Genomic DNA, 19275 nt, shown 5'->3' with positions numbered 1-19275 from the left:
GCGCCCTACCAACCTGCGCGCCGCAAGGCGCTCCGCTGGATCACGCTTCCGGCACCGGGTAAAAGTCCTGCGCGTAGAACCGCTGTGCCCCTTCGCGCGCGATGCAGCGCTGATAGGCAGGCCGTGCCTCCATCCGGGCTTTGTACGCCTGCAACTTGGGAAATTCGTCCAGTTTCACGTAAAAAGGCGCCGCGAACAGGTTGAATCCCATCATAATATCCGCCGCGCTAAAGCCCCCCGGCAGCAGCCAGTCGCCGCTCAGCCGCGCCTCCATCCCCGCAAGGGTCTGCCGCAGCCGCGCGACGTTCAGCTTGATCACAATCGGCGAGGGCTTGGCGGGCGGCCGCAGGAACACCATTTGCAGGTTCAGCTGCTCAATCAGGCTCGCCATGGTCTCTGAGTAGTGCACCCATTGCAGCCAAGACGCGCGCTCTGGATCGCCGATCCGGCGGTTGAGCTCCGGCGCGTAAGTCTCTGTCAGATATTCCACAATCGCGCCGGACTCGGACATCTCGAGCCCTTTGTACTCGATCGCGGGAATGCGCGTGGCGGGCGAGACGCGCCCCAGATCGCTCTCGCGCATCGCGGCGCTGCCGATCTGATGCTCGATCACCTCCAGTCCGCCAAAGGTTTCGATCCCGATCTCTTCGAGCAGCCAAAGCACCCGGAACGACCGCCCATATTGCACGTGATGCAGTCGGATCATGCCGCCGCCTCCTCTTCTTCCTCAAGCTGGATCAGCGGCGCGCCCGCCTCGACCTGATCCCCCTCGCGCACCAAGACCTCGGCGATCACGCCATCGCGCGCCGCTGTCAGGGTGTGCTCCATCTTCATGGCCTCCAAAACCGCGAGGCGATCGCCCGCCTCGACCGCCTGCCCCGCGTGCACATGGACAGAAACGACACGCCCCGGCATCGGGGCCAGCGTCAGGCCACCCCCGGCCTCCGCCGCGGCATCGCGCGCCAAAAGATCAACCACGCGGTAAGCCCGGCCAAAACCCGCAAAGACTGTGATCACATCGCCGGAAATCGACACATCTGCAGCGGCAGTGCCATCCAGATACCATCGCCCTCCCCGCCGTTCGGCAGAAATCGCGTCTATCTCGACCCGATCCGGGCTGTGAACACGCAGTGTGATCACATATTCTTCGTCACCCTCAGCCAATCGCACTTGACGCGCCAAAGGCGCCCACAACGCAAATCCTGTCTCTGGAGTGGCATTTTCCCAAAGCCCCGTTGCCACCAGCGCCGCCTGCGCCCGCGCCAAAGGGGCGTCCCCTGCCGAGGCGGTCAACGCGTCCAAATCACGCGCGATCAAGCCGGTATCGACCTCGCCGCGCGCAAACCCTTTGTGCCCGGCCAACGCACCGAGAAACGCAAGGTTCGTCACCGTCCCGGCCACCTGCGTCTGTGCCAACCCTCGCGCCAACTGCCGCAGCGCCACGGAGCGCGTCGGCCCATGGACGATCACCTTGGCGATCATCGGATCGTAATGCGGGCTGATCTCGTCGCCCGCACGCACCCCGCTGTCGGCCCGCACCCCTTCGGGAAACGACAGAGCGGTCAGCCGCCCTGTCGCGGGCAAGAACCCGGCGGGTACATCCTCGGCATAAAGACGGGCCTCGAACGCGTGACCGGTCAGCGTCAGCTCGTCCTGCCCACAGGGCAAGGCCTCGCCCCCAGCCACACGCAACTGCCATTCCACCAGATCAACACCTGTGACCATTTCCGTAACAGGATGCTCGACCTGCAAGCGCGTGTTCATCTCCATGAACCAAAACCCGTCAGGCCTCAGCCCGCCCGAGCCGTCCACGATAAATTCCACCGTCCCCGCGCCTTTGTAACCAATCGCCTCGGCGGCCCGCACCGCCGCCGCCCCCATGGCCGCGCGCATCTCGGGGGTCATGCCCGGCGCGGGTGCCTCTTCGATCACCTTCTGGTGCCGCCGCTGCAAGGAACAGTCCCGCTCGAACAGATGCACAGCGCGCTGACCATCGCCAAAGACCTGCACCTCGATGTGGCGCGGCTGCTGAATGTACTTCTCGATCAACACCGCGTCGTTGCCAAAAGCGGTGCGCGCCTCGGCCTTGGCCCGCTCGAGCGCATCGACAAAATCGCCCGGCGCTTCGACCAGCCGCATCCCCTTGCCGCCGCCGCCCGCCACGGCCTTGATCAAAACGGGATAGCCAATCGCTGCCGCCTCGACCTCCAGCCGCGACGGCTCTTGATCCTTGCCCAGATACCCCGGCACGATCGGCACCCCGGCCTCGTCCATCAACCGCTTGGCCGCATCCTTAAGGCCCATCGCCCGGATCGCCCGCGCCGAAGGCCCAACGAACACCAGCCCCGCCGCCTCAACGGCTTCGACGAAATCGGGGTTCTCGGACAGGAACCCATAGCCTGGATGGATCGCCTGCGCGCCCACGTCCAAAGCCGCCGCAATGATCGCCTCCCCGCGCAAATAGCTCTCAGCCGGCGAGGCCCCGCCCAAGGACACCGCCACATCCGCCATCGCCACATGCGCGGCCATCGCGTCCACGTCCGAATGCACCGCGACCGTCCGCAAGCCCATGGCTTTCGCGGTGCGGATCACCCGGCAGGCAATCTCCCCCCGGTTCGCGATCAACAAAGTATCAAACATCCCAATCCTCCTCCCGCTCCCGGTCTTCTTCTCTTTTCAAATATCCCGGGGGAATAGCCCAATGGGCTATGGGGGCAGCGCCCCCAACCACCTCACCTCACGCGTAATCCTCAACCACGCGAAACCGCTCGCACATGATCTCCATGTCCTCCGACACCCCGCCCGTGCGCGAAAAATACGCCCGATACGCTTTGCGCCAATGCGCGAGATCGCGAAACTCCCCCTGCGCGGCAACGAATTCTTCATCCATCTCACTGAACTTTCGCGTAACGACCTCGACCGTCTCCAGCATCAGAGCGGGCGATCCGTCCCAGTTCAGCGCCACATCGCGCCGCCCCACCTCGGGCAAGGCATCGCCTTCACGCGTGTAGGCACGCATCGCCTCGACGGTCGCGGTTTTTTTCCCCGACCGCACCAGCGCGATGATCTGCGCGCACAGCTTGGGGTTATCCCCAAAGCGAAAGGTCTCGGCCTCGGGGTTCTCATCAATGATCTGTTGCAAGCTCTTGGCCATCATCGGCCTCCTTTACATGCGGAACACGCCAAAGCGCGTCTCTTCAATCGGAGCATTCAGCGCCGCCCGCAGGCTCAAGCCCAGCACATCGCGGGTCTTGCGCGGGTCAACGATGCCATCGTCCCACAGCCGCGCCGAGGCGTACAGCGGATGCGACTGGCGCTCGAACATCTCGATGGTGGGGCGTTTGAATTCGGCCTCCTCCTCGGCGGACCACTCTTGCCCTGCCCGCTCCAAAGCGTCGCGTTTCACCGTCGCCAACACCCCTGCCGCCTGCTCGCCGCCCATCACGCTGATGCGCGAATTGGGCCAGGTCCATAGGAACCGCGGCTGATACGCCCGCCCGGCCATGCCATAGTTGCCAGCGCCAAAAGAGCCGCCCACCAGCATCGTCACCTTGGGCACGGCGGTGGTCGCCACGGCGGTCACCATCTTGGCGCCATGGCGGGCGATGCCTTCGTTCTCGTACTTGCGGCCCACCATGAACCCGGTGATATTCTGCAAGAACACCAAGGGGATACGCCGCTGAGAGCAGAGCTCGACAAAATGCGCGCCCTTTTGCGCGGCCTCGGAAAACAGCACGCCATTGTTGGCGATGATCCCCACGTCCATGCCACAGAGCTTGGCAAACCCGGTTACCAAGGTCTCGCCAAAGCGCGGTTTGAACTCGTCGAAATACGACCCGTCCACCACCCGCGCGATGACCTCGCGGATGTCATAGGGCGTGCGCAAATCCGCAGGCACCACGCCGAGGATCTCGTCAGGATCATAGGCCGGAGCTTCGCCGCCCAAAGCCGCAACAGCCCCATCGCCGCCCAGCGACAGGACCGCCCGCCGCGCGAGGGCCAAAGCGTGCGCGTCATCCTCGGCCAGATAGTCCGCAACGCCAGACAGGCGCGTGTGCACGTCGCCGCCGCCCAAGTCCTCTGCCGATACGACCTCGCCCGTCGCCGCCTTGACCAAAGGCGGCCCGGCCAGAAAGATCGTGCCCTGTTCCTTGACGATGATCGTCACGTCGGACATGGCGGGCACATAAGCGCCGCCCGCCGTACAAGAGCCCATGACCACGGCGATCTGCGCGATGCCCTTGGCGCTCATCCGCGCTTGGTTGTAGAAAATCCGGCCAAAGTGGTCGCGGTCGGGGAACACTTCGTCTTGGTTCGGCAGGTTCGCCCCGCCGCTGTCCACCAGGTAGATGCACGGCAGACGGTTTTCCTCGGCGATCTCCTGCGCGCGCAGGTGTTTCTTGACCGACATCGGGTAGTAGGTGCCGCCCTTTACCGTGGCGTCGTTGCAGATCACCATCACCTGACGGCCCTGCACCACGCCGATCCCCGCGATCACCCCGGCGCAGGGCGCGGCCCCGTCGTACATGCCGTGGGCCGCCGTCGCGCCAACCTCAAGGAACGGCGCGCCGGGATCGAGCAGGTTCGCCACCCGGTCCCGAGGCAGCATCTTGCCGCGCGACACATGCCGCTCGCGCGACCGCGCGCCGCCCCCCTCTGCCGCAAGCGCCGCCGCCTCCGATACGATCCGCAGCGCCTCCAGGTGCGCCTGCTGGTTGGCCTTAAAGCCTTCGGATGCGGCAATCGCCTGCGAGTTCAGTTTCATCTCTCTCTCCCCTCGACGGTGACGGCGGTCAGCGTCTGTTGCAGCGCCCGCGCCTCGACCCAGCGTTCCAGCGCGGTCATGTAATCGCAGCGCGCCTCGGGCACGCCCTTGGGGCAACCGGGCCAGCCCAGCCCCGCCCGCAGGCCGCGTTTCAAGGCGCGGTAATCTTTGCGGCTAAGCCCAAGCGCCTCTGGTGGCCGTTGCGGCATCGTCGCCAGCACCGCGTCCACGTCGAGCCACAGCGCCTCGCGCAGCGGTGTCAGGCAGTCGGCGCGCAAGGCCCCGCCTGTTTCGCACAGCGCATAGGCCGCCTCGCCACAAGCATAATCGGTGGTCACCTGCGGCGCCCCCGCCGTCATCAAGCATCTCTCCAGCGCGCCGACCGCCGTAGCGTCCTCGCTGGCATAAGCCGTCCCGGCGCTTGTCAACAGCAACAGCGCCAGGCCCCCCAGTGTCTTTGTCATGTCATTCCCTCCCGCGCAGCGCGGGCCTTGAGTTCCTTGCGGATGACCTTGCCCGTGACCGTCATGGGCAGAGCCTCCAGGAACGCAATTTCCCTTGGGTAGGAATAGCTTGCAAGTCGGGATTTAACGTAATCCATCAATTCGCCTTCGGTGGCGGGATGGTTCGGTTTCAGCACCACATAGGCTTTGACGATCTCTGTGCGCAGGGCGTCAGGCTTGCCCACGACGCCGACGGTGGCCACGGCGGGATGGGTCAGCAGGCAATCCTCGATCTCGGCGGGGCCGATGCGGTAGCCAGCGGATGTGATCACATCGTCGTCGCGCCCCACAAAGCGGATAAACTCGCCTTCCAGCCGCCCCCGATCGCCGGTCAACAGCCAGTCGCCGCGGAATTTCTCAGCCGTGGCCTGCGGATTTTGCCAATATTCCAACATCATAGACGGCGCGCCGCGCCGCACGGCAATGTCCCCCTCGCCGCTCTCGTCCGCGTCGATCACCTGCACATCAAAGCCGGGAACGGGCTTGCCGATGCACCCCGGTTTGGGCGCGAAATCGGCGGCACAAGAGCTGACGACCATGTTGCACTCGGTCTGGCCGTAGAATTCGTTGATGGTTACCCCAAGCGCGTCGCGCCCCCATGCCAGCATTTCCTCGCCCAAGGGCTCGCCGCCCGAGGCGACAGAGCGCAGCCCCGGCAAGCGTGTGCCTTCGGCCTTGAGCATCCGCAACGCGGTCGGCGGGAAGAACACGTTGCGCGCCCCGACGTCCAGGGCCGCCTTGCACATCTCGCCAGAGAATTTGCCCCCCGGCCCCGCGATCACCGGCACACCCAGCGCCAGCGCGGGCATCGCCACGTCGAACAGCCCGCCGATCCACGCCCAATCCGCTGGCGTCCACAGGCAATCGCTCGGTTGGCCAAGGTGATCGTGCGACAGCGCAACGCCGGGCAAATGCCCCGCCAGAACGCCATGCCCGTGCAACGCGCCCTTGGGCGCGCCGGTGGTCCCGGAGGTGTAGATCAGCACGGCGGGGGTCGTGGCAACGGCCTGCGCATAGGGCACAGGCGCGCCCTCCACACCGGCGGTTTCGGCCATGACGGCGGGGGCCAAATCGCCCAGCAAATCGGCCCCTTCGGCGTCGGTCAGCACCAAGGCGCAGCCCGCATTGCCCACCCGGCTCGCCAGCGCATCCTGCTTGAAGAGTTTGAACAAAGGCACGGAAATCGCACCGATTTTCCAGATCGCCAGATGGGCGGCGGCGCACCACAGCCCTTGGCCCAGCAGCACGCCAACCCGGTCCCCCGGTTGGATTTCGCCTTGTAGATAGCGCGCCAGCCCGTCCACCGCCTGCGCCAGATCGCCATAGGTCACATCGCGGCGCGCGCCTTCGCTCAGGTCGATGATCGCGACCTGTTCGCTTGGGTGGTCAAGGCATTGCGCCGCCATGTTCATATGCTTGGTCCCCTCAAGGTTCCGCTGGTCTGCGGCGACAGCGCCCGGACAAGATGGCCAAGGCGGTTCACCTGATACTCATAGCTCTGCGCCGGATCGCCGGGGGGCGCGCAGACCACCCGCAGCCAGATGCCGGGCGCTTCGCCGGGATAGGCCACGCAATCGGTCAGCCGCGCGCCGCCCCCCGGACGATCCGCCAAATAGCGCTGCGCGTAGGCGGTGATCACGTCCGTCTCTGTCAGCGTCATCAGAGCCCAACCGTAGCGAAACCCAAGCCCCGCCGTCGCCAGCAACAAAAGCCCAAGCGGCAGGAACCAGACCCAGCGCGGCATGGCCTTAGCTCATCGCCGCCATCAGCTCCCGCCCGACCAGCATCCGGCGGATTTCGCTGGTGCCCGCGCCGATCTCCATCAGCTTGGCATCGCGGAAAATGCGCGCAACAGCGGCGTCGTTCAGGAAACCTGCGCCACCCATGGCCTGCACCGCTTGGTGGGCCTGCACCATCGCCTGTTCAGAGGCATAAAGACAGCAAGCAGCGGCATCGGCGCGGGTCACTTCGCCCCGGTCGCAGGCCTTGGCGACCTCGTAGACATAGGCGCGGGCGCTGTTCAGCGCGGTATACATGTCGGCGATCTTGGCCTGCATCAGCTGGAACGACCCGATCGGCTGGCCAAACTGGTGGCGGTCGCGCAGGTAGGGCATGATTTCGTCCATACAGGCGGCGATGATCCCCAGACCAATCCCGGCCAGAACCACCCGCTCGTAATCAAGGCCCGACATCAGCACGCGCACGCCCTTGCCCTCTTCGCCAAGGACGTTTTCGAACGGCACTTCGACGTCCTCAAAGATCAGCTCGGCGGTGTTCGACCCGCGCATTCCCAGCTTGTCAAAGTGGGGCGAGGTGCTGAACCCCGTCATGGATTTCTCGATCAAAAAGGCGGTGATCCCCTTGGCCCCGGCGTCGGGATCGGTCTTGGCATAGACCACCAAAGTATCCGCGTCCGGACCGTTGGTGATCCAGTACTTGTTGCCGTTCAGCACAAAGCGGTCGTTCTTTTTCTCGGCCCGCAGTTTCATGCTGACCACGTCGGAGCCGGCGCTGGGTTCGGACATGGCAAGAGCGCCGACGTGCTGACCCGAGATCAACCCCGGCAAGTACTTGGCGCGCTGTTCGTCATTGCCGTTCAGCTTGATCTGGTTGACGCACAGGTTGGAATGCGCGCCGTAGGACAGGCTGACGCTGGCCGACGCCCGCGCGATTTCCTCGACCGCGACGGTATGCGCCAGATAGCCCATCCCGGCGCCGCCGTACTCTTCGGACACGGTGATGCCAAGCAGGCCCAGCTCGCCCATCTCTGTCCACAGCTCGGGCGGGAAGGTGTTGGAGCGGTCAATCTCGGCGGCCATGGGTTTGACCCGCTCTTGGGCCCACTTGTGGACCATGTCCTGCAAGGCCAAAACGTCTTCGCCAAGGTCGAACTTCATGCTCGCCAGAAACATCGCCACCCCCTCCCCCGGGTTTATTGAACGCTTGTTCATATCCTAGAGGCGGGTTTGCCGATTGGTCAATGGGTTTTGCGTAGGCAAAGAAAAACGGCCCCCGAGACGATAGGGGCCGCTGCACTGGTTAACCGTTGAAGAAAGCGCGCTAAGTTATCGCAGGATATAGACAATCTCGCCCGATGCGGGCTCTACCAAAGCGTAGGTGTTGTTCAGATTGACGTAAGAGTACGGGCTGTCCGGCACCGCGACCAAGGGCGCCTCGCCTTGGAGTTTTGCGCCCACGACGACCTCACCATCGGCAAAGACCGGGTCGATGGGATTCTCGCGGATGTAGGTCACGGTGGTCTGTTCGGGGTCGATATTGGCCCCGGTCCCCGCGCCCAGCATCACGCCGCCGATGATCGCCAGCGGACCGCCCAAGGCCGCGGCCGCAATGGCCCCACCCGCGACAGCCCCGGCAACGGCGTTGCCTTCGTTCGCCTCGTTATAGGTGATGGTCTGCACCTCGATGGTGCTTTCGGGCAGGTAGACCGGGACGGGCGTTTCCAGCTGGCCGGTCAGGTAATCGCCAAAGGCCCAGCCTTCGGTGCCGTCATAGCTGACCTTGCACCAGTTGGTTTCGACGACGCAGCTTTCGACGGTGGTGGCGTCTTGGCTGTCGATCACGTCGATGATTTCGAACTGCGGGCCGGGACCTGCGCGCAGGTTCAGGTCGGTTGTGGCAAAGGCGGTGCCCGCCGCGGACGCAGTGGTGGCGGTGATAAGGGCGATGGCCGTTGCGGCGCTGATGGTACGCGTAAACATGTGGATTGCTCCTGTTCGTGTCTCCAGATGCAGGACAAACAGGGGGGCGCGCGGTTTCGTTCCGAGCCTGCGCCGGGGATGCGCGGAAACCCGCGATTGCAGAATTAGGCCTCCTGAAAGACCGCGCTGACCTCGGTGCGGATGATCCGGGCGATTTGCGCGCAGTCCTCAAGGGTAAAGGTCAGCGGCAGGCGCATATCGAGCAGCCCCGCAAGGATGCGGTCGCTTTGCGGCAGGCTTTGCGCCGGGGCGTAGCGCCAGCTGTCGTAGCGCGAGGTAAAGCCGCTGGGCTCGGCCCCGCCGAACCATTTCAGCTCCACCCCGGCGGCGGCGCAGCGGTCCAGCACCGCCTGCACCTTGGGCGAGGGCCAGTCCAGCAGCAGGAATTGGATCGACGATCCGACGTAGTTTTCGCGCGCGTCGCGGTCGATCACCGTCAGGCCGGGGGTGCTGCGCAGGCCATTTTCCACCACGCGGTAGCGGTCGTTCCAGCGCTTGATCTGCTCTGGCAGGGCGGCCAGTTGCGGGCGCAGGATCGCCGCGCGCAGGTTGTCCATCCGCCCCGAGACGTTGGGCATGTCGTATTTGATCTGCTCAAAGACCTCTGGGCCGGGGGCGGCGAGGTGCCGTTCGTACAGCATATAGGACCCGGACAGCATGATCGCGCGGGCGGCGATTTCGGCGTCGTCGGTGATCAGGAACCCGCCCTCGCCCGAATTGACGTGCTTGTAGGTCTGGGTCGAGTAGCAGCCGATGACGCCTTGGCGGCCGGATTGCTGCCCGTTCCACGTGGCCCCCATGGTGTGGGCGCAATCCTCGATGATTTGGACATTATGGGCGGCGCAGAGGGCGATCAGCCGGTCCATGTCACACAGATGGCCGCGCATGTGCGAGAGCATAAGGACGCGGGCCAGCGGGAGTTTGCGTTCCAGATCGTCGAGGTCGATGGTCAGGGTTTCGGTGACATCGACAAAGATCGGCTGCGCGCCGAGGCTGGCGATGGCCCCCGGCACCGGCGCAAGGGTAAAGGCGTTGGTGAGCACTTTGTCACCGGGCTGGACGTTCAGCGCACGCAGGGCGCAGGCCAAAGCGTAGCCGCCCGAGGCCACCGACAGCGCGAATTTCGCCCCGGTGAGTTTGGCGAAGTCCTGTTCCAGCAGGGCCGTTTGCGACAGCTCGCCGGGGGCGGTGTTGTAGCGGTGCAGGCGGCCATGGCGGAGCACCTCGAGGGCGGCGGTGATGGCCTCCTCGGGGATGGGCTCTTGTTGGGTGAAATTGCCTTGGAATTTGTCGGTCATTCGTTTTCACCGTTGCGCGGTTGGGGGCGCTGCCCCCCTGCCCGTTGGGCATTCCCCCCGGGATATTTTCAAAGAGAAGAAGGGCGAAGGGTTAGCCAATGAGGCGGCGGACCTCGGCGGGGAGGTCGTCGAAGTGGTCGATGGTGCCTTCGGGGTTCAGGTCGCGGACGGCCTGGCCGGGAGGGGCAAAGGTGACGAGGATCGAGGGCGCGCCGGCGTTGGCGGCGGTGTTGCGGTCGGTGTCGGAATCGCCCACCAGCAGCGCGCGGTCGCGGTTGCCCCCGGCCTGATCGACGGCGGCCCAGAAGTGCGCGGGGTCAGGTTTCTTGACCGGCAGGGTGTCGGCGCCGATCATCGAGGCGAAGAGGTCGCGCACGCCCAGTTCGCGCAAGAGCGCTTCGGCCAGCCCTTGCGGTTTGTTGGTGGCGATGCCCACGGCGTAGCCGTCGCGGCGCAGCTGTTCGACCGCCTCGAGCGCGCCGGGGTAGAGGCGCGTGTGGGTGGCGATGTTGCCCCCGTAGGCCTCTAGCAGGGTAGGATACCATTTCAGCACGCGCTCTTCGGTGTAGGCGTTGGCCCGCTTGAGGCCCGCGGTCAGCATGGCGCGCCCGCCGCGCAGGGCGATCCCGGCGTCATCCTGCGTCAGGCGCACGTCCTCGCCCATACCTTCGAAGCAGATATTGGCGGCGGCCAGCAGATCGCCGCTGGTGTCGGCCAGCGTGCCGTCGAGATCGAATATTACGCAGCGCATGGCGGCCCCCTTTTTGTCACATCCAGAAACGTCGCGTGACCAGTCACGGCTTGCCCCGACAGATACAGGAGATAAAAGGGCGGTTAGTGAAAGACAAATCGGATTTTGAGATGAGTATTGCCCTGATCGTTCTGGCCGCTGGCAAAGGCACGCGGATGGAAAGCGACTTGCCCAAGGTTCTGCACAAGATCGCCCATGCGCCGATGCTGTGGCACGCGCTGCGGGCGGGTGGCGCGCTGGCCCCGGAACGGACGGTGGTTGTGGCGGGCCATGAGGCGGCGCAGGTCGAGGCCTCTGCCCACGACTATGATCCCGAGGTGCAGGTTGTCATCCAGTCCGAGCAGCTGGGCACCGCCCATGCGGTGGCGCAGGCCGCCCCGGCTTTGAACGGGTTCGATGGCGATGCGATTGTTTTGTACGGGGACACGCCCTTTATCAGCGACGCCACGCTAGAGGCGATCCGCGACGCCCGCACCCAGCATGACGTGGTGGTGCTGGGCTTTGAGGCCAGCGATCCTGCGCGCTATGGCCGCCTCGTGACGGATGGCGACACGCTGGACCGGATCGTCGAGTATAAGGACGCCACCGAGGCCGAGCGCGCCATCACCCTGTGCAACTCTGGCGTGGTGGCCGCCGATGCCAAAACGCTGTTCGAGCTGGTCGGCGCGGTGGGCAACGACAACGCCAGCGGCGAGTATTACCTGACCGACATCGTCGGGATCGCGCGCGCCAAGGGCCTGTCCGCCACGGTGGTCCGCTGCGACGAGGCCGAGACCATGGGCGTGAATTCGCGCAAGGACCTCGCCGCCGCCGAGGCCGAATTCCAGGCCAAGGCGCGCGCCGAGCTGCTGGATCTGGGCGTGACGCTGGCCGCGCCGGACACGGTGTTCCTTGCGTGGGACACGGTCATCGGGCGCGACACGGAAATCGAGCAGAACGTGGTCTTTGGCCCCGAAGTCACCGTTGAAAGCGGCGCGCGCATCCGGGCGTTCAGCCACCTTGAGGGCGCGCATGTCAGCCGCGGCGCCATTGTTGGCCCCTACGCGCGCCTGCGCCCCGGCGCAGAGCTGGGCGAGCATGTGCACGTGGGCAACTTTGTCGAGGTCAAGAACGCGGTCCTCGCCGAAGGGGTCAAGGCCAACCACCTGACCTACATCGGCGACGCCGACATCGGCAAAGCCACCAACATCGGCGCGGGCACCATCACCTGCAACTATGACGGCGTGTTCAAGCATCGCACCACCATCGGGGCCAACGCCTTTATCGGGTCGGACACGATGCTGGTGGCCCCCGTCACCATCGGCAACGGCGCGATGACCGGGTCGGGCTCGACCATCACCAAGGACGTGCCGGACGGCGCGCTGGCGGTTTCGCGCCCTGAACAGGTCATCAAACCGGGCCTTGCCACCAAGCTTTTCGACATGCTGCGCGCCCGCAAGGCCAAGCAGCAAAAGTAATTCAGAGCAGACGTTTCACAGGGATTTTTCAAGATGTGCGGAATTATCGGTATCCTCGGCAGCCACGAAGTGGCACCGATGCTGGTCGAGGGGCTCAAGCGCCTCGAGTATCGCGGCTATGACTCGGCGGGCATCGCCACCATCAACGACGGCGTGCTGGATCGCCGCCGCGCCGTGGGCAAGCTGGTGAACCTGTCCGACCTTTTGGTCCATGAGCCTCTGGCCGGGAAATCGGGCATCGGCCACACCCGCTGGGCAACCCATGGCGGGCCGTCCGCCACCAACGCCCACCCGCATCAGGCGGGCCCCGTGGCCGTGGTGCACAACGGCATTATCGAGAACTACAAGGAACTGCGCCTTGAGCTGGCCGAGGCCGGCCTGACCGCGCAGACCGAGACCGACACCGAAACCGTCGCTCTCTTGACGCAAAAGCACCTGAACGAGGGCATGGCCCCGGTTGAGGCGGCGATGGCGACGGTTGACCGGCTGGACGGGGCCTTTGCGCTGGCGTTCCTGTTCGACGGCGAAGGCGATCTGATGGTGGCGGCGCGCAAGGGCTCTCCGCTGGCGATTGGCCACGGGAACGGCGAGATGTTCGTCGGCTCGGATGCCATCGCGCTGGCCCCCATGACCGACCAGATCACCTATCTGGAGGAAGGTGACCGCGCCGTGCTGACCCGCGCTGGCGTGGAAATCCGCGACGAGGCGGGCCGTCTGGTCAACCGCGAAAAGCGCACCATCAAGATGGACGCCGCCCGCGTCGACAAAGACGGCTACAAGCACTTCATGGCCAAGGAAATCGCCGAGCAGCCCACCGTGCTGTCGGCCGCTTTGTCCGCATATCTGACCGAAACGGGCATCGCCCTGCCCGATCCCGGCGTGGACTTTGCCAAGGTCGACCGCCTGACCATGGTCGCTTGCGGCACCGCCTATTACGCCTGTTTCACGGCGAAATACTGGTTCGAACAGCTCGCCGGTCTGCCGGTCGAGGTCGATATCGCGTCCGAATTCCGCTACCGCGAGCCGCCGATCACGCCGGGCACCACCGCGCTGTTTGTCAGCCAATCGGGTGAGACCGCCGATACGCTGGCGGCGTTGCGCTATTGCGCGGGCAAGGCGGAGCGTATCCTGTCGGTGGTCAACGTCCCCGAAAGCTCGATTGCGCGCGAAAGCGATCTGGCCCTGCCGATCCACGCCGGGACCGAGATTGGCGTGGCCTCCACCAAGGCGTTCACCTGCCAGTTGACCGTCCTGCTGGTCTTGGCTTTGAAAGCCGCCGTGGACCGGGGCCGCATGACCGAGGATCAACTCCAGGACGTGCTGGCCTCGCTGCGCGCCCTGCCCGGCACCTTCAACGCGGCGCTTGGCCGGGGCGATGACATCCGCGACACCGCCCATGAGCTGGCCGAGGCGCGCGATATCCTCTTCCTTGGCCGTGGCCTGATGTACCCGCTGGCTTTGGAAGGCGCGCTGAAACTCAAGGAAATCAGCTACATCCACGCCGAAGCCTATGCCTCGGGCGAGCTGAAACACGGCCCCATCGCCTTGATCGACCAAAGCGTGCCGGTGGTGGTCATGGCCCCCAAGGACAGCCTGTTCGAAAAGACCATTTCCAACATGCAAGAGGTCATGGCGCGCGGTGGCAAGGTGGTTCTGGTCACCGATGCGGCGGGCGCGTCCATTGCCGGGGCGGACGCGTGGAAGACTATTGTCATGCCGGAAATCCGCGAGGTGCTGACGCCCTTGTTGTACGCCCTGCCCGCGCAGCTGTTGGCCTATCACACCGCCATCGCCAAGGGCACCGACGTGGACCAGCCGCGCAACCTCGCGAAATCCGTGACGGTGGAATAAGCGCCGATGGTCACGCTGGAGCAGGCGCTGGAGGCGTTAAAAGCGGGGGGCGATGCCTCTCGCGCCAAAGGGGCCGCCGCCTATCACAAGGCCAAGCGCGTCTACTTGGGCGTGCCCAACCCGGTGCTGAACGCTCTGACCACCGAGTGGCGCGGCGCGCTGTCGGTTGAGGACCGCGTGGCCTTGGCGAATGGGCTGTGGCAGACGGATATCTTTGAGGCGCGCGTTGCCGCCGCCAAGCTGCTGACCCAGGCGCGCCTGCGCCCGGACGAGGACGCGTGGGCGGTGATTCAATCGTGGGTGCCGCAGTTCGACAGCTGGGCGATTGCCGATCACGTCTGTTCGGCGGGGGCGCGGCGGTTGCAAGCCGACCCGTCCCGCATCGACACCGTGGCCGAGTGGACCACGTCCGAGCATATGTGGACCCGCCGCGCGGCGCTGGTGATCACCCTGCCCTGGGCCAAGCTGAACAACCCCACCGAGGCGGATCTGGCGATCCGCGACCGGGTGCTGGGCTGGGCTGGGGAGTACGTGGACGACCGCGCGTGGTTCATCCAAAAGGCCATCGCCTGGTGGGTGCGCGACCTGTCAAAGCATGACGCGCCGCGTGCGAAAGCGTTCCTGGCGGCCCATGGCGAGCGGCTCAAGGCCTTTGCCCGCAAGGAAGCCGCCAAGTATCTGTAAAGGTTAGCCGCCGGTAAAGACCTCGATGGTCGGCAGGTCGGTCAGCGGTGCCTCGATCAGGCGCATGGCCGCTAGCGAAAGACGGCTGCCACCCGTGGCTGGCCCGTCGATGGGGATCAGGTCAACCTGCGCCGATTTTCCGGTCGCGGGAAAGAAAACCCGCCCCTTCGAGGCGCTGGAGACCAGCGGCGTTTCCAGCCAGAACCCCGGCTTGGACGGATCACCAAGGCTGGCGACGGTGGTGCCCAGCTTGGTTTCGCCCGCGGGTTCGGGGGCGGCGGCGGCCTCTGCCCGTTCGGCGGCGGTGGTGGTGTCAAACTGCTCGACCGTGCGCGCATTGGCCTGTGGCACCGGGGCGGCAGCGCCTTCGGGACGGGCCTGCGGGCGGGTTTGGGTCTGCGCTGCGGGCGCGGGCGCATCGGGCTTGCCCAGCCCCAACGGCATCTTTCCACAACCCGCAAGCGCGAGCGCGCCGATAAGTACAAAGCCTGTTTTCATTTACCTACCCCTTTGGTCTTGCGTGACACAGTAGTCCTACCTGTGCAGGATGCCAGACACAATTGCGCGTGCGCCCTTGCCCCGCGCGCCGCCCTTGCCTAGGTTCTACGCCATGACAGCCCCATTGATTGACCCCTTTCAGCGCCCGATCTCTTATCTTCGGGTTTCGGTGACCGACCGCTGCGATTTCCGCTGCGTCTATTGCATGTCCGAGAACATGACGTTCTTGCCGAAAAAAGAGCTGCTGACGCTCGAAGAGCTGGACCGCATGTGTTCGACCTTTATCGGTCTGGGCGTGGAAAAGCTGCGGATCACCGGGGGCGAGCCCTTGGTTCGGCGTGATATCATGACGTTCTTCCGGTCGATGACGCGGCATCTGGATTCGGGCGCTTTGAAGGAGCTGACGCTGACGACGAACGGCTCTCAGCTGGCGAAATTCGCGGGCGAGTTGTTTGACGCCGGCGTGCGGCGGGTGAACGTGTCGATGGACACGCTAGACGAGGCGAAGTTTGCCGATGTCACCCGTTGGGGGCGTTTGCCGCAGGTGCTGAAGGGCATTGATGCGGCGCAAGAGGCGGGCTTGCGAATCAAGATCAACGCCGTGGCGCTGAAGGGCTTTAACGAAGATGAGCTGTTCCGGATGACGGAATGGTGCGCCGAGCGCGATATGGATCTGACCTGGATCGAGGTCATGCCCATGGGCGATATCGGCAATGAGAACCGCCTGGACCAGTATTGGAAGCTGAGCGATCTGCGCGCGCGGCTGGCCGAGAATTACACCGTGACCGACCTGCCCGAGCGTACCGGTGGCCCTGCGCGTTACGTGCGACTGGAGGAGACGGGGCAGAAGATCGGCTTTATCACGCCTTTGACGCATAATTTCTGCGAGAGCTGCAATCGGGTCCGGCTGACCTGTACGGGTGAGCTGTTTATGTGCCTTGGGCAAGAGGACAACGCCGATTTGCGCGCGGCCTTGCGCAACCATCCGGGCGATGATGCGCCCTTGGAAGAGGCGATCCGCGCGGCGATCCGTTTGAAGCCCAAGGGCCATGATTTCGACTATTCCCGCCAGACGGTGGACGGGCGTGTCTCGCGTCATATGAGTCATACGGGTGGATAAGACCTGACCGGCGGAGCCTTGCAGACATCGCAGCGAGACAGGTTGGGTTGATGTGATCCAACGGAGCGCCTTTGGGCGCTCTTTTGCTTCTGGGGACTGCGCCCCCAGACCCCCGGTGGGGCGCTGCCCCACACCCCGGGATATTTTTTAAAGAGAAGAAACCAAGGGGCTACGTGGGGCGGCTGATGCGGCCGCCGCCGATGGGGGTAGCGACACCGGTGGTTTTGGGGGCCGAGGTGGGCAGGCCGCGGGCGACGCGGACGGCGAGGTAAGCGAAGGCTTGGGCCTCGAGCATGTCGCCGTCGAGGCCGGTGGTTTCGATCGGCTCGACCGGGCAGTCGAGGCTGGCGGAGAGCATACGCATCATCACGGGGTTCTTGCGGCCTCCGCCGGTGACGAGGACGCGGGTGGGCAGGCTGGGGCAGTGCTCCATCCCTTGCATCACCGCGGTGGCGGCCATGGCGGTCATGGTGGCGGCGGCATCGGCGTCAGACAGTTCGCGCACGAGGTCGAGCATCAAAGAAAAGTCGTCTCGGTCCAAGGACTTGGGGGGCATTTTCCGGAAGAAGGGCTCGTCCAGGAAGAGTTCGAGTGCGCCCTCTTCGACGCGGCCCTTGCGGGCCAGAGCGCCGTCTTTGTCGCAGTCGAGGCCGAGGCGTTCGGCCACCAGATCGTTGAGCGGCGCGTTGGCGGGACCGGTGTCAAAGGCAAGGAGCGCGCCCGGGTCCTGAGGTTTGGCTTTGCTCGGGTCGACCCACGTAAGGTTGCCGACGCCGCCGAGGTTGAGGAAGGCGATGGGCTGGGTCGCGCCGATGTATTTGGCGCAGGCGAAGTGGTAAAACGGCGCGAGCGGCGCGCCCTGCCCGCCCAAATCCACATCGGTGCTGCGGAAGTCCCAGACCACGGGGGTGTTCAGGGCTTCGGCCAAGGCGTCGCCGTCGCCCAGCTGATGCGTGCCGCGACCGCGCGGGTCATGGGCCAGCGTCTGGCCGTGAAAGCCAATGATCTCAGCGCCTTGGAACTGCGAGAGCAGCGCGATGTGGCTGTCTTGGGTGACCTGCAAAGCGGCGTCCAGATCGTCGCCCGGCCAGCGCCCCAGAGCGGCGCGCAAGGTGGCGCGCTCATCCTGCGTGTAGGGCCGATAGTCGGACGGGCCGAATTCGAAAATCGTTTCGCCATCGGTGCGGATCATCGCCGCATCCACCCCGTCCAGCGACGTGCCGGACATGGCGCCAAGCGCCCAGATCGCCTTTGCCTGCAACATGCTCTTTCCCTCAGCCCCACTCGTGCTTATACGTGCCCGCGCTATATAAAGAGGTGACCCCATGACCTACCATCCCAAATCGGACTTCATGCGTGTGATGATCGAGCGCGGCTACCTGGCCGATTGCACCGATTATCAGGCGCTGGACGAAGCGCTGAGCGCGGGCGTGGTGCCGGGGTATATCGGTTTTGACGCCACGGCAAAGTCGCTGCACGTGGGCTCGCTGATCCAGATCATGATGCTGCGCTGGCTGCAAAAGACCGGCCACCAGCCGATCACCCTGATGGGTGGGGGCACGACCAAGGTGGGCGATCCGTCCTTTCGCGCCGATGAGCGCCCGCTGCTGACCGCCGATCAGATCGATGACAACATCAGCGGCATCAAGCAGGTGTTTGCCAAGTACCTGGATTACGAAGGTGAGACGCCTGCGCTGATGCTGAACAACGCCGAGTGGCTGGACGGGCTGAACTACCTCGAATTCCTCCGCGACATCGGGCGGCATTTCAGCGTCAACCGGATGCTGTCGTTTGAATCGGTGAAATCGCGGCTGGACCGCGAGCAGTCGCTGAGCTTTCTCGAATTCAACTACATGATCCTGCAAGCCTATGATTTCCTTGAGCTGAACCGCCGCTATGGCTGTTTGTTGCAGATGGGCGGCTCGGACCAGTGGGGCAATATCGTCAACGGGATCGACCTGACCCGCCGCGTCTTGGACCACGAGATTTACGGGCTGACCTCGCCTTTGCTGACCACCAGCGACGGCAAGAAGATGGGCAAATCCCAGAATGGCGCGGTGTGGCTGAACGCCGATATGTGCGCGCCCTACGAATTCTGGCAGTTCTGGCGCAACACGACGGATGCCGATGTGGGCCGGTTCCTCAAGCTCTATACAGAGCTGCCGGTCGAGGAATGTGAGCGTCTGGGCGCGCTGCAAGGGTCCGAGATCAACGACGCCAAGATCGTTCTGGCGAACGAGGTGACGACGCTGTGCCACGGCGCAGAGGCGGCGGCGGCGGCAGAGGCGACCGCGCGTGAGGTCTTTGAAAAGGGTGGCGTGGGCGACGACCTGCCGACCTTGGAGCTGAGCCGCGAAGAGCTGGGCGACGGGCTGTCCATCGTGCAGGCGATTGTCCGCTCCGGTCTGGCCAAAACCGGCAAGGAAGCCAAGCGCCTGATCGCCGAGAATGGCGCACGCATGGACGACGAACCGCTGACCAACGCGGGTCTGGTGCTGGATGCCGACGCCTTGGCAAGCCCGATCAAGCTGAGCGCGGGCAAGAAACGGCACGCGCTGATAAAGCTGGCCGACTAAGCGCCAGTTTCAGTGCAATTCACGACGCCCCAAGTCCCGCGCTTGGGGCGTTT

At 64.9% G+C, this 19275-nt stretch carries 18 protein-coding genes; 5 read left to right on the top strand and 13 right to left on the bottom strand.

The window, feature by feature from the left end; genetic code table 11:
• Positions 1-40 precede the first annotated feature (40 nt).
• The 11 genes from B9A11_RS12520 to B9A11_RS12470 form a co-directional block, all read right to left on the bottom strand.
• A complete protein-coding gene (locus B9A11_RS12520) occupies positions 41-706 on the bottom strand; it encodes a glutathione S-transferase family protein (protein ID WP_058248383.1) in 666 nt (221 codons plus the stop codon).
• Positions 703-2640: an acetyl/propionyl/methylcrotonyl-CoA carboxylase subunit alpha gene (locus tag B9A11_RS12515; RefSeq protein ID WP_058248382.1), complete on the bottom strand. Its 1938-nt coding sequence runs from the start codon at positions 2638-2640 to the stop codon at positions 703-705. Before B9A11_RS12515 ends, B9A11_RS12520 begins: the two co-directional genes overlap by 4 nt.
• A gap of 97 nt (positions 2641-2737) precedes the next feature.
• Positions 2738-3154, bottom strand: a complete 417-nt coding sequence (locus B9A11_RS12510) for an ASCH domain-containing protein (RefSeq protein ID WP_058248506.1) — start codon at positions 3152-3154, stop codon at positions 2738-2740.
• Between the two features lie 12 nt (positions 3155-3166).
• A complete protein-coding gene (locus B9A11_RS12505; protein WP_058248381.1) occupies positions 3167-4765 on the bottom strand; it encodes a carboxyl transferase domain-containing protein in 1599 nt (532 codons plus the stop codon).
• Positions 4762-5229 (bottom strand): hypothetical protein, encoded by a 468-nt coding sequence (locus B9A11_RS12500; protein ID WP_058248380.1) that lies wholly within the window; start codon positions 5227-5229, stop codon positions 4762-4764. Before B9A11_RS12500 ends, B9A11_RS12505 begins: the two co-directional genes overlap by 4 nt.
• The gene (locus tag B9A11_RS12495) at positions 5226-6680 is read right to left on the bottom strand and encodes an AMP-binding protein (RefSeq protein WP_058248379.1); all 1455 of its coding nucleotides are present in this window, start codon (positions 6678-6680) and stop codon (positions 5226-5228) included. Before B9A11_RS12495 ends, B9A11_RS12500 begins: the two co-directional genes overlap by 4 nt.
• Positions 6677-7012 (bottom strand): hypothetical protein, encoded by a 336-nt coding sequence (locus tag B9A11_RS12490; RefSeq protein ID WP_058248378.1) that lies wholly within the window; start codon positions 7010-7012, stop codon positions 6677-6679. Before B9A11_RS12490 ends, B9A11_RS12495 begins: the two co-directional genes overlap by 4 nt.
• 4 nt (positions 7013-7016) lie before the next feature.
• Complete coding sequence (locus B9A11_RS12485) at positions 7017-8180, bottom strand: isovaleryl-CoA dehydrogenase (protein ID WP_058248377.1); 1164 nt, start codon at positions 8178-8180, stop codon at positions 7017-7019.
• A 153-nt stretch (positions 8181-8333) separates the two neighbouring features.
• Complete coding sequence (locus B9A11_RS12480) at positions 8334-8987, bottom strand: SH3 domain-containing protein (protein ID WP_058248376.1); 654 nt, start codon at positions 8985-8987, stop codon at positions 8334-8336.
• A 104-nt stretch (positions 8988-9091) separates the two neighbouring features.
• Entirely contained in the window at positions 9092-10285 is a 1194-nt protein-coding gene (locus tag B9A11_RS12475) for a DegT/DnrJ/EryC1/StrS family aminotransferase (RefSeq protein ID WP_058248375.1), read from the bottom strand.
• A gap of 91 nt (positions 10286-10376) precedes the next feature.
• Positions 10377-11036 (bottom strand): HAD-IA family hydrolase, encoded by a 660-nt coding sequence (locus tag B9A11_RS12470; protein WP_058248374.1) that lies wholly within the window; start codon positions 11034-11036, stop codon positions 10377-10379.
• Between the two features lie 110 nt (positions 11037-11146).
• Between B9A11_RS12470 and glmU the strand changes: the two genes are divergently transcribed.
• The 3 genes from glmU to B9A11_RS12455 are packed head-to-tail and all read left to right on the top strand — an operon-like array spanning position 11147 to position 15028.
• Positions 11147-12493, top strand: coding sequence for a bifunctional UDP-N-acetylglucosamine diphosphorylase/glucosamine-1-phosphate N-acetyltransferase GlmU (gene glmU / locus B9A11_RS12465; RefSeq protein ID WP_058248505.1), 1347 nt, complete (start codon positions 11147-11149; stop codon positions 12491-12493).
• A gap of 33 nt (positions 12494-12526) precedes the next feature.
• A complete protein-coding gene (glmS, locus tag B9A11_RS12460) occupies positions 12527-14344 on the top strand; it encodes a glutamine--fructose-6-phosphate transaminase (isomerizing) (RefSeq protein WP_058248373.1) in 1818 nt (605 codons plus the stop codon).
• A 6-nt stretch (positions 14345-14350) separates the two neighbouring features.
• Positions 14351-15028: a DNA alkylation repair protein gene (locus tag B9A11_RS12455; RefSeq protein WP_058248372.1), complete on the top strand. Its 678-nt coding sequence runs from the start codon at positions 14351-14353 to the stop codon at positions 15026-15028.
• Positions 15029-15031: 3 nt separating this feature from the next.
• Here B9A11_RS12455 and B9A11_RS12450 read toward each other — a convergent pair whose 3' ends face one another.
• Positions 15032-15526, bottom strand: a complete 495-nt coding sequence (locus B9A11_RS12450; RefSeq protein WP_058248371.1) for a hypothetical protein — start codon at positions 15524-15526, stop codon at positions 15032-15034.
• Positions 15527-15638: 112 nt separating this feature from the next.
• On the opposite strand from B9A11_RS12450, the gene moaA reads away from it, so the two are divergent.
• Positions 15639-16646 carry a GTP 3',8-cyclase MoaA gene (gene moaA / locus B9A11_RS12445; protein ID WP_058248370.1) on the top strand — a complete coding sequence of 336 codons (1008 nt, stop codon included), beginning with the start codon at positions 15639-15641 and terminating at the stop codon, positions 16644-16646.
• Positions 16647-16815: 169 nt separating this feature from the next.
• Here the strand turns inward: moaA and B9A11_RS12440 are convergent, their stop codons facing one another.
• Positions 16816-17910 carry an anhydro-N-acetylmuramic acid kinase gene (locus B9A11_RS12440; protein WP_058248369.1) on the bottom strand — a complete coding sequence of 365 codons (1095 nt, stop codon included), beginning with the start codon at positions 17908-17910 and terminating at the stop codon, positions 16816-16818.
• A gap of 61 nt (positions 17911-17971) precedes the next feature.
• Between B9A11_RS12440 and tyrS the strand changes: the two genes are divergently transcribed.
• On the top strand, positions 17972-19222 hold the full coding sequence (gene tyrS, locus B9A11_RS12435) for a tyrosine--tRNA ligase (protein ID WP_058248368.1): 1251 nt from the start codon (positions 17972-17974) through the stop codon (positions 19220-19222).
• Positions 19223-19275 lie beyond the last annotated feature (53 nt).

The organism is Tropicibacter naphthalenivorans, assembly GCF_900176475.1.
GTDB lineage: Bacteria > Pseudomonadota > Alphaproteobacteria > Rhodobacterales > Rhodobacteraceae > Tropicibacter > Tropicibacter naphthalenivorans.
This window is presented reverse-complemented; position numbering and strand designations above follow the sequence as displayed.

Excerpts from the sequence above, each read along its gene's own strand:
- B9A11_RS12440 (WP_058248369.1), bottom strand. The coding sequence starts at position 17,910 with ATGTTGCAGGCAAAGGCGATCTGGGCGCTTGGCGCCATGTCCGGCACG.
- B9A11_RS12480 (WP_058248376.1), bottom strand. The coding sequence starts at position 8,987 with ATGTTTACGCGTACCATCAGCGCCGCAACGGCCATCGCCCTTATCACC.
- B9A11_RS12515 (WP_058248382.1), bottom strand. The coding sequence starts at position 2,640 with ATGTTTGATACTTTGTTGATCGCGAACCGGGGGGAGATTGCCTGCCGG.
- B9A11_RS12510 (WP_058248506.1), bottom strand. The coding sequence starts at position 3,154 with ATGGCCAAGAGCTTGCAACAGATCATTGATGAGAACCCCGAGGCCGAG.
- B9A11_RS12495 (WP_058248379.1), bottom strand. The coding sequence starts at position 6,680 with ATGAACATGGCGGCGCAATGCCTTGACCACCCAAGCGAACAGGTCGCG.
- B9A11_RS12455 (WP_058248372.1), top strand. The coding sequence starts at position 14,351 with ATGGTCACGCTGGAGCAGGCGCTGGAGGCGTTAAAAGCGGGGGGCGAT.
- B9A11_RS12450 (WP_058248371.1), bottom strand. The coding sequence starts at position 15,526 with ATGAAAACAGGCTTTGTACTTATCGGCGCGCTCGCGCTTGCGGGTTGT.
- B9A11_RS12500 (WP_058248380.1), bottom strand. The coding sequence starts at position 5,229 with ATGACAAAGACACTGGGGGGCCTGGCGCTGTTGCTGTTGACAAGCGCC.
- glmS (WP_058248373.1), top strand. The coding sequence starts at position 12,527 with ATGTGCGGAATTATCGGTATCCTCGGCAGCCACGAAGTGGCACCGATG.
- moaA (WP_058248370.1), top strand. The coding sequence starts at position 15,639 with ATGACAGCCCCATTGATTGACCCCTTTCAGCGCCCGATCTCTTATCTT.
- B9A11_RS12470 (WP_058248374.1), bottom strand. The coding sequence starts at position 11,036 with ATGCGCTGCGTAATATTCGATCTCGACGGCACGCTGGCCGACACCAGC.
- B9A11_RS12475 (WP_058248375.1), bottom strand. The coding sequence starts at position 10,285 with ATGACCGACAAATTCCAAGGCAATTTCACCCAACAAGAGCCCATCCCC.
- B9A11_RS12490 (WP_058248378.1), bottom strand. The coding sequence starts at position 7,012 with ATGCCGCGCTGGGTCTGGTTCCTGCCGCTTGGGCTTTTGTTGCTGGCG.
- B9A11_RS12485 (WP_058248377.1), bottom strand. The coding sequence starts at position 8,180 with ATGTTTCTGGCGAGCATGAAGTTCGACCTTGGCGAAGACGTTTTGGCC.
- B9A11_RS12520 (WP_058248383.1), bottom strand. The coding sequence starts at position 706 with ATGATCCGACTGCATCACGTGCAATATGGGCGGTCGTTCCGGGTGCTT.
- B9A11_RS12505 (WP_058248381.1), bottom strand. The coding sequence starts at position 4,765 with ATGAAACTGAACTCGCAGGCGATTGCCGCATCCGAAGGCTTTAAGGCC.
- glmU (WP_058248505.1), top strand. The coding sequence starts at position 11,147 with ATGAGTATTGCCCTGATCGTTCTGGCCGCTGGCAAAGGCACGCGGATG.
- tyrS (WP_058248368.1), top strand. The coding sequence starts at position 17,972 with ATGACCTACCATCCCAAATCGGACTTCATGCGTGTGATGATCGAGCGC.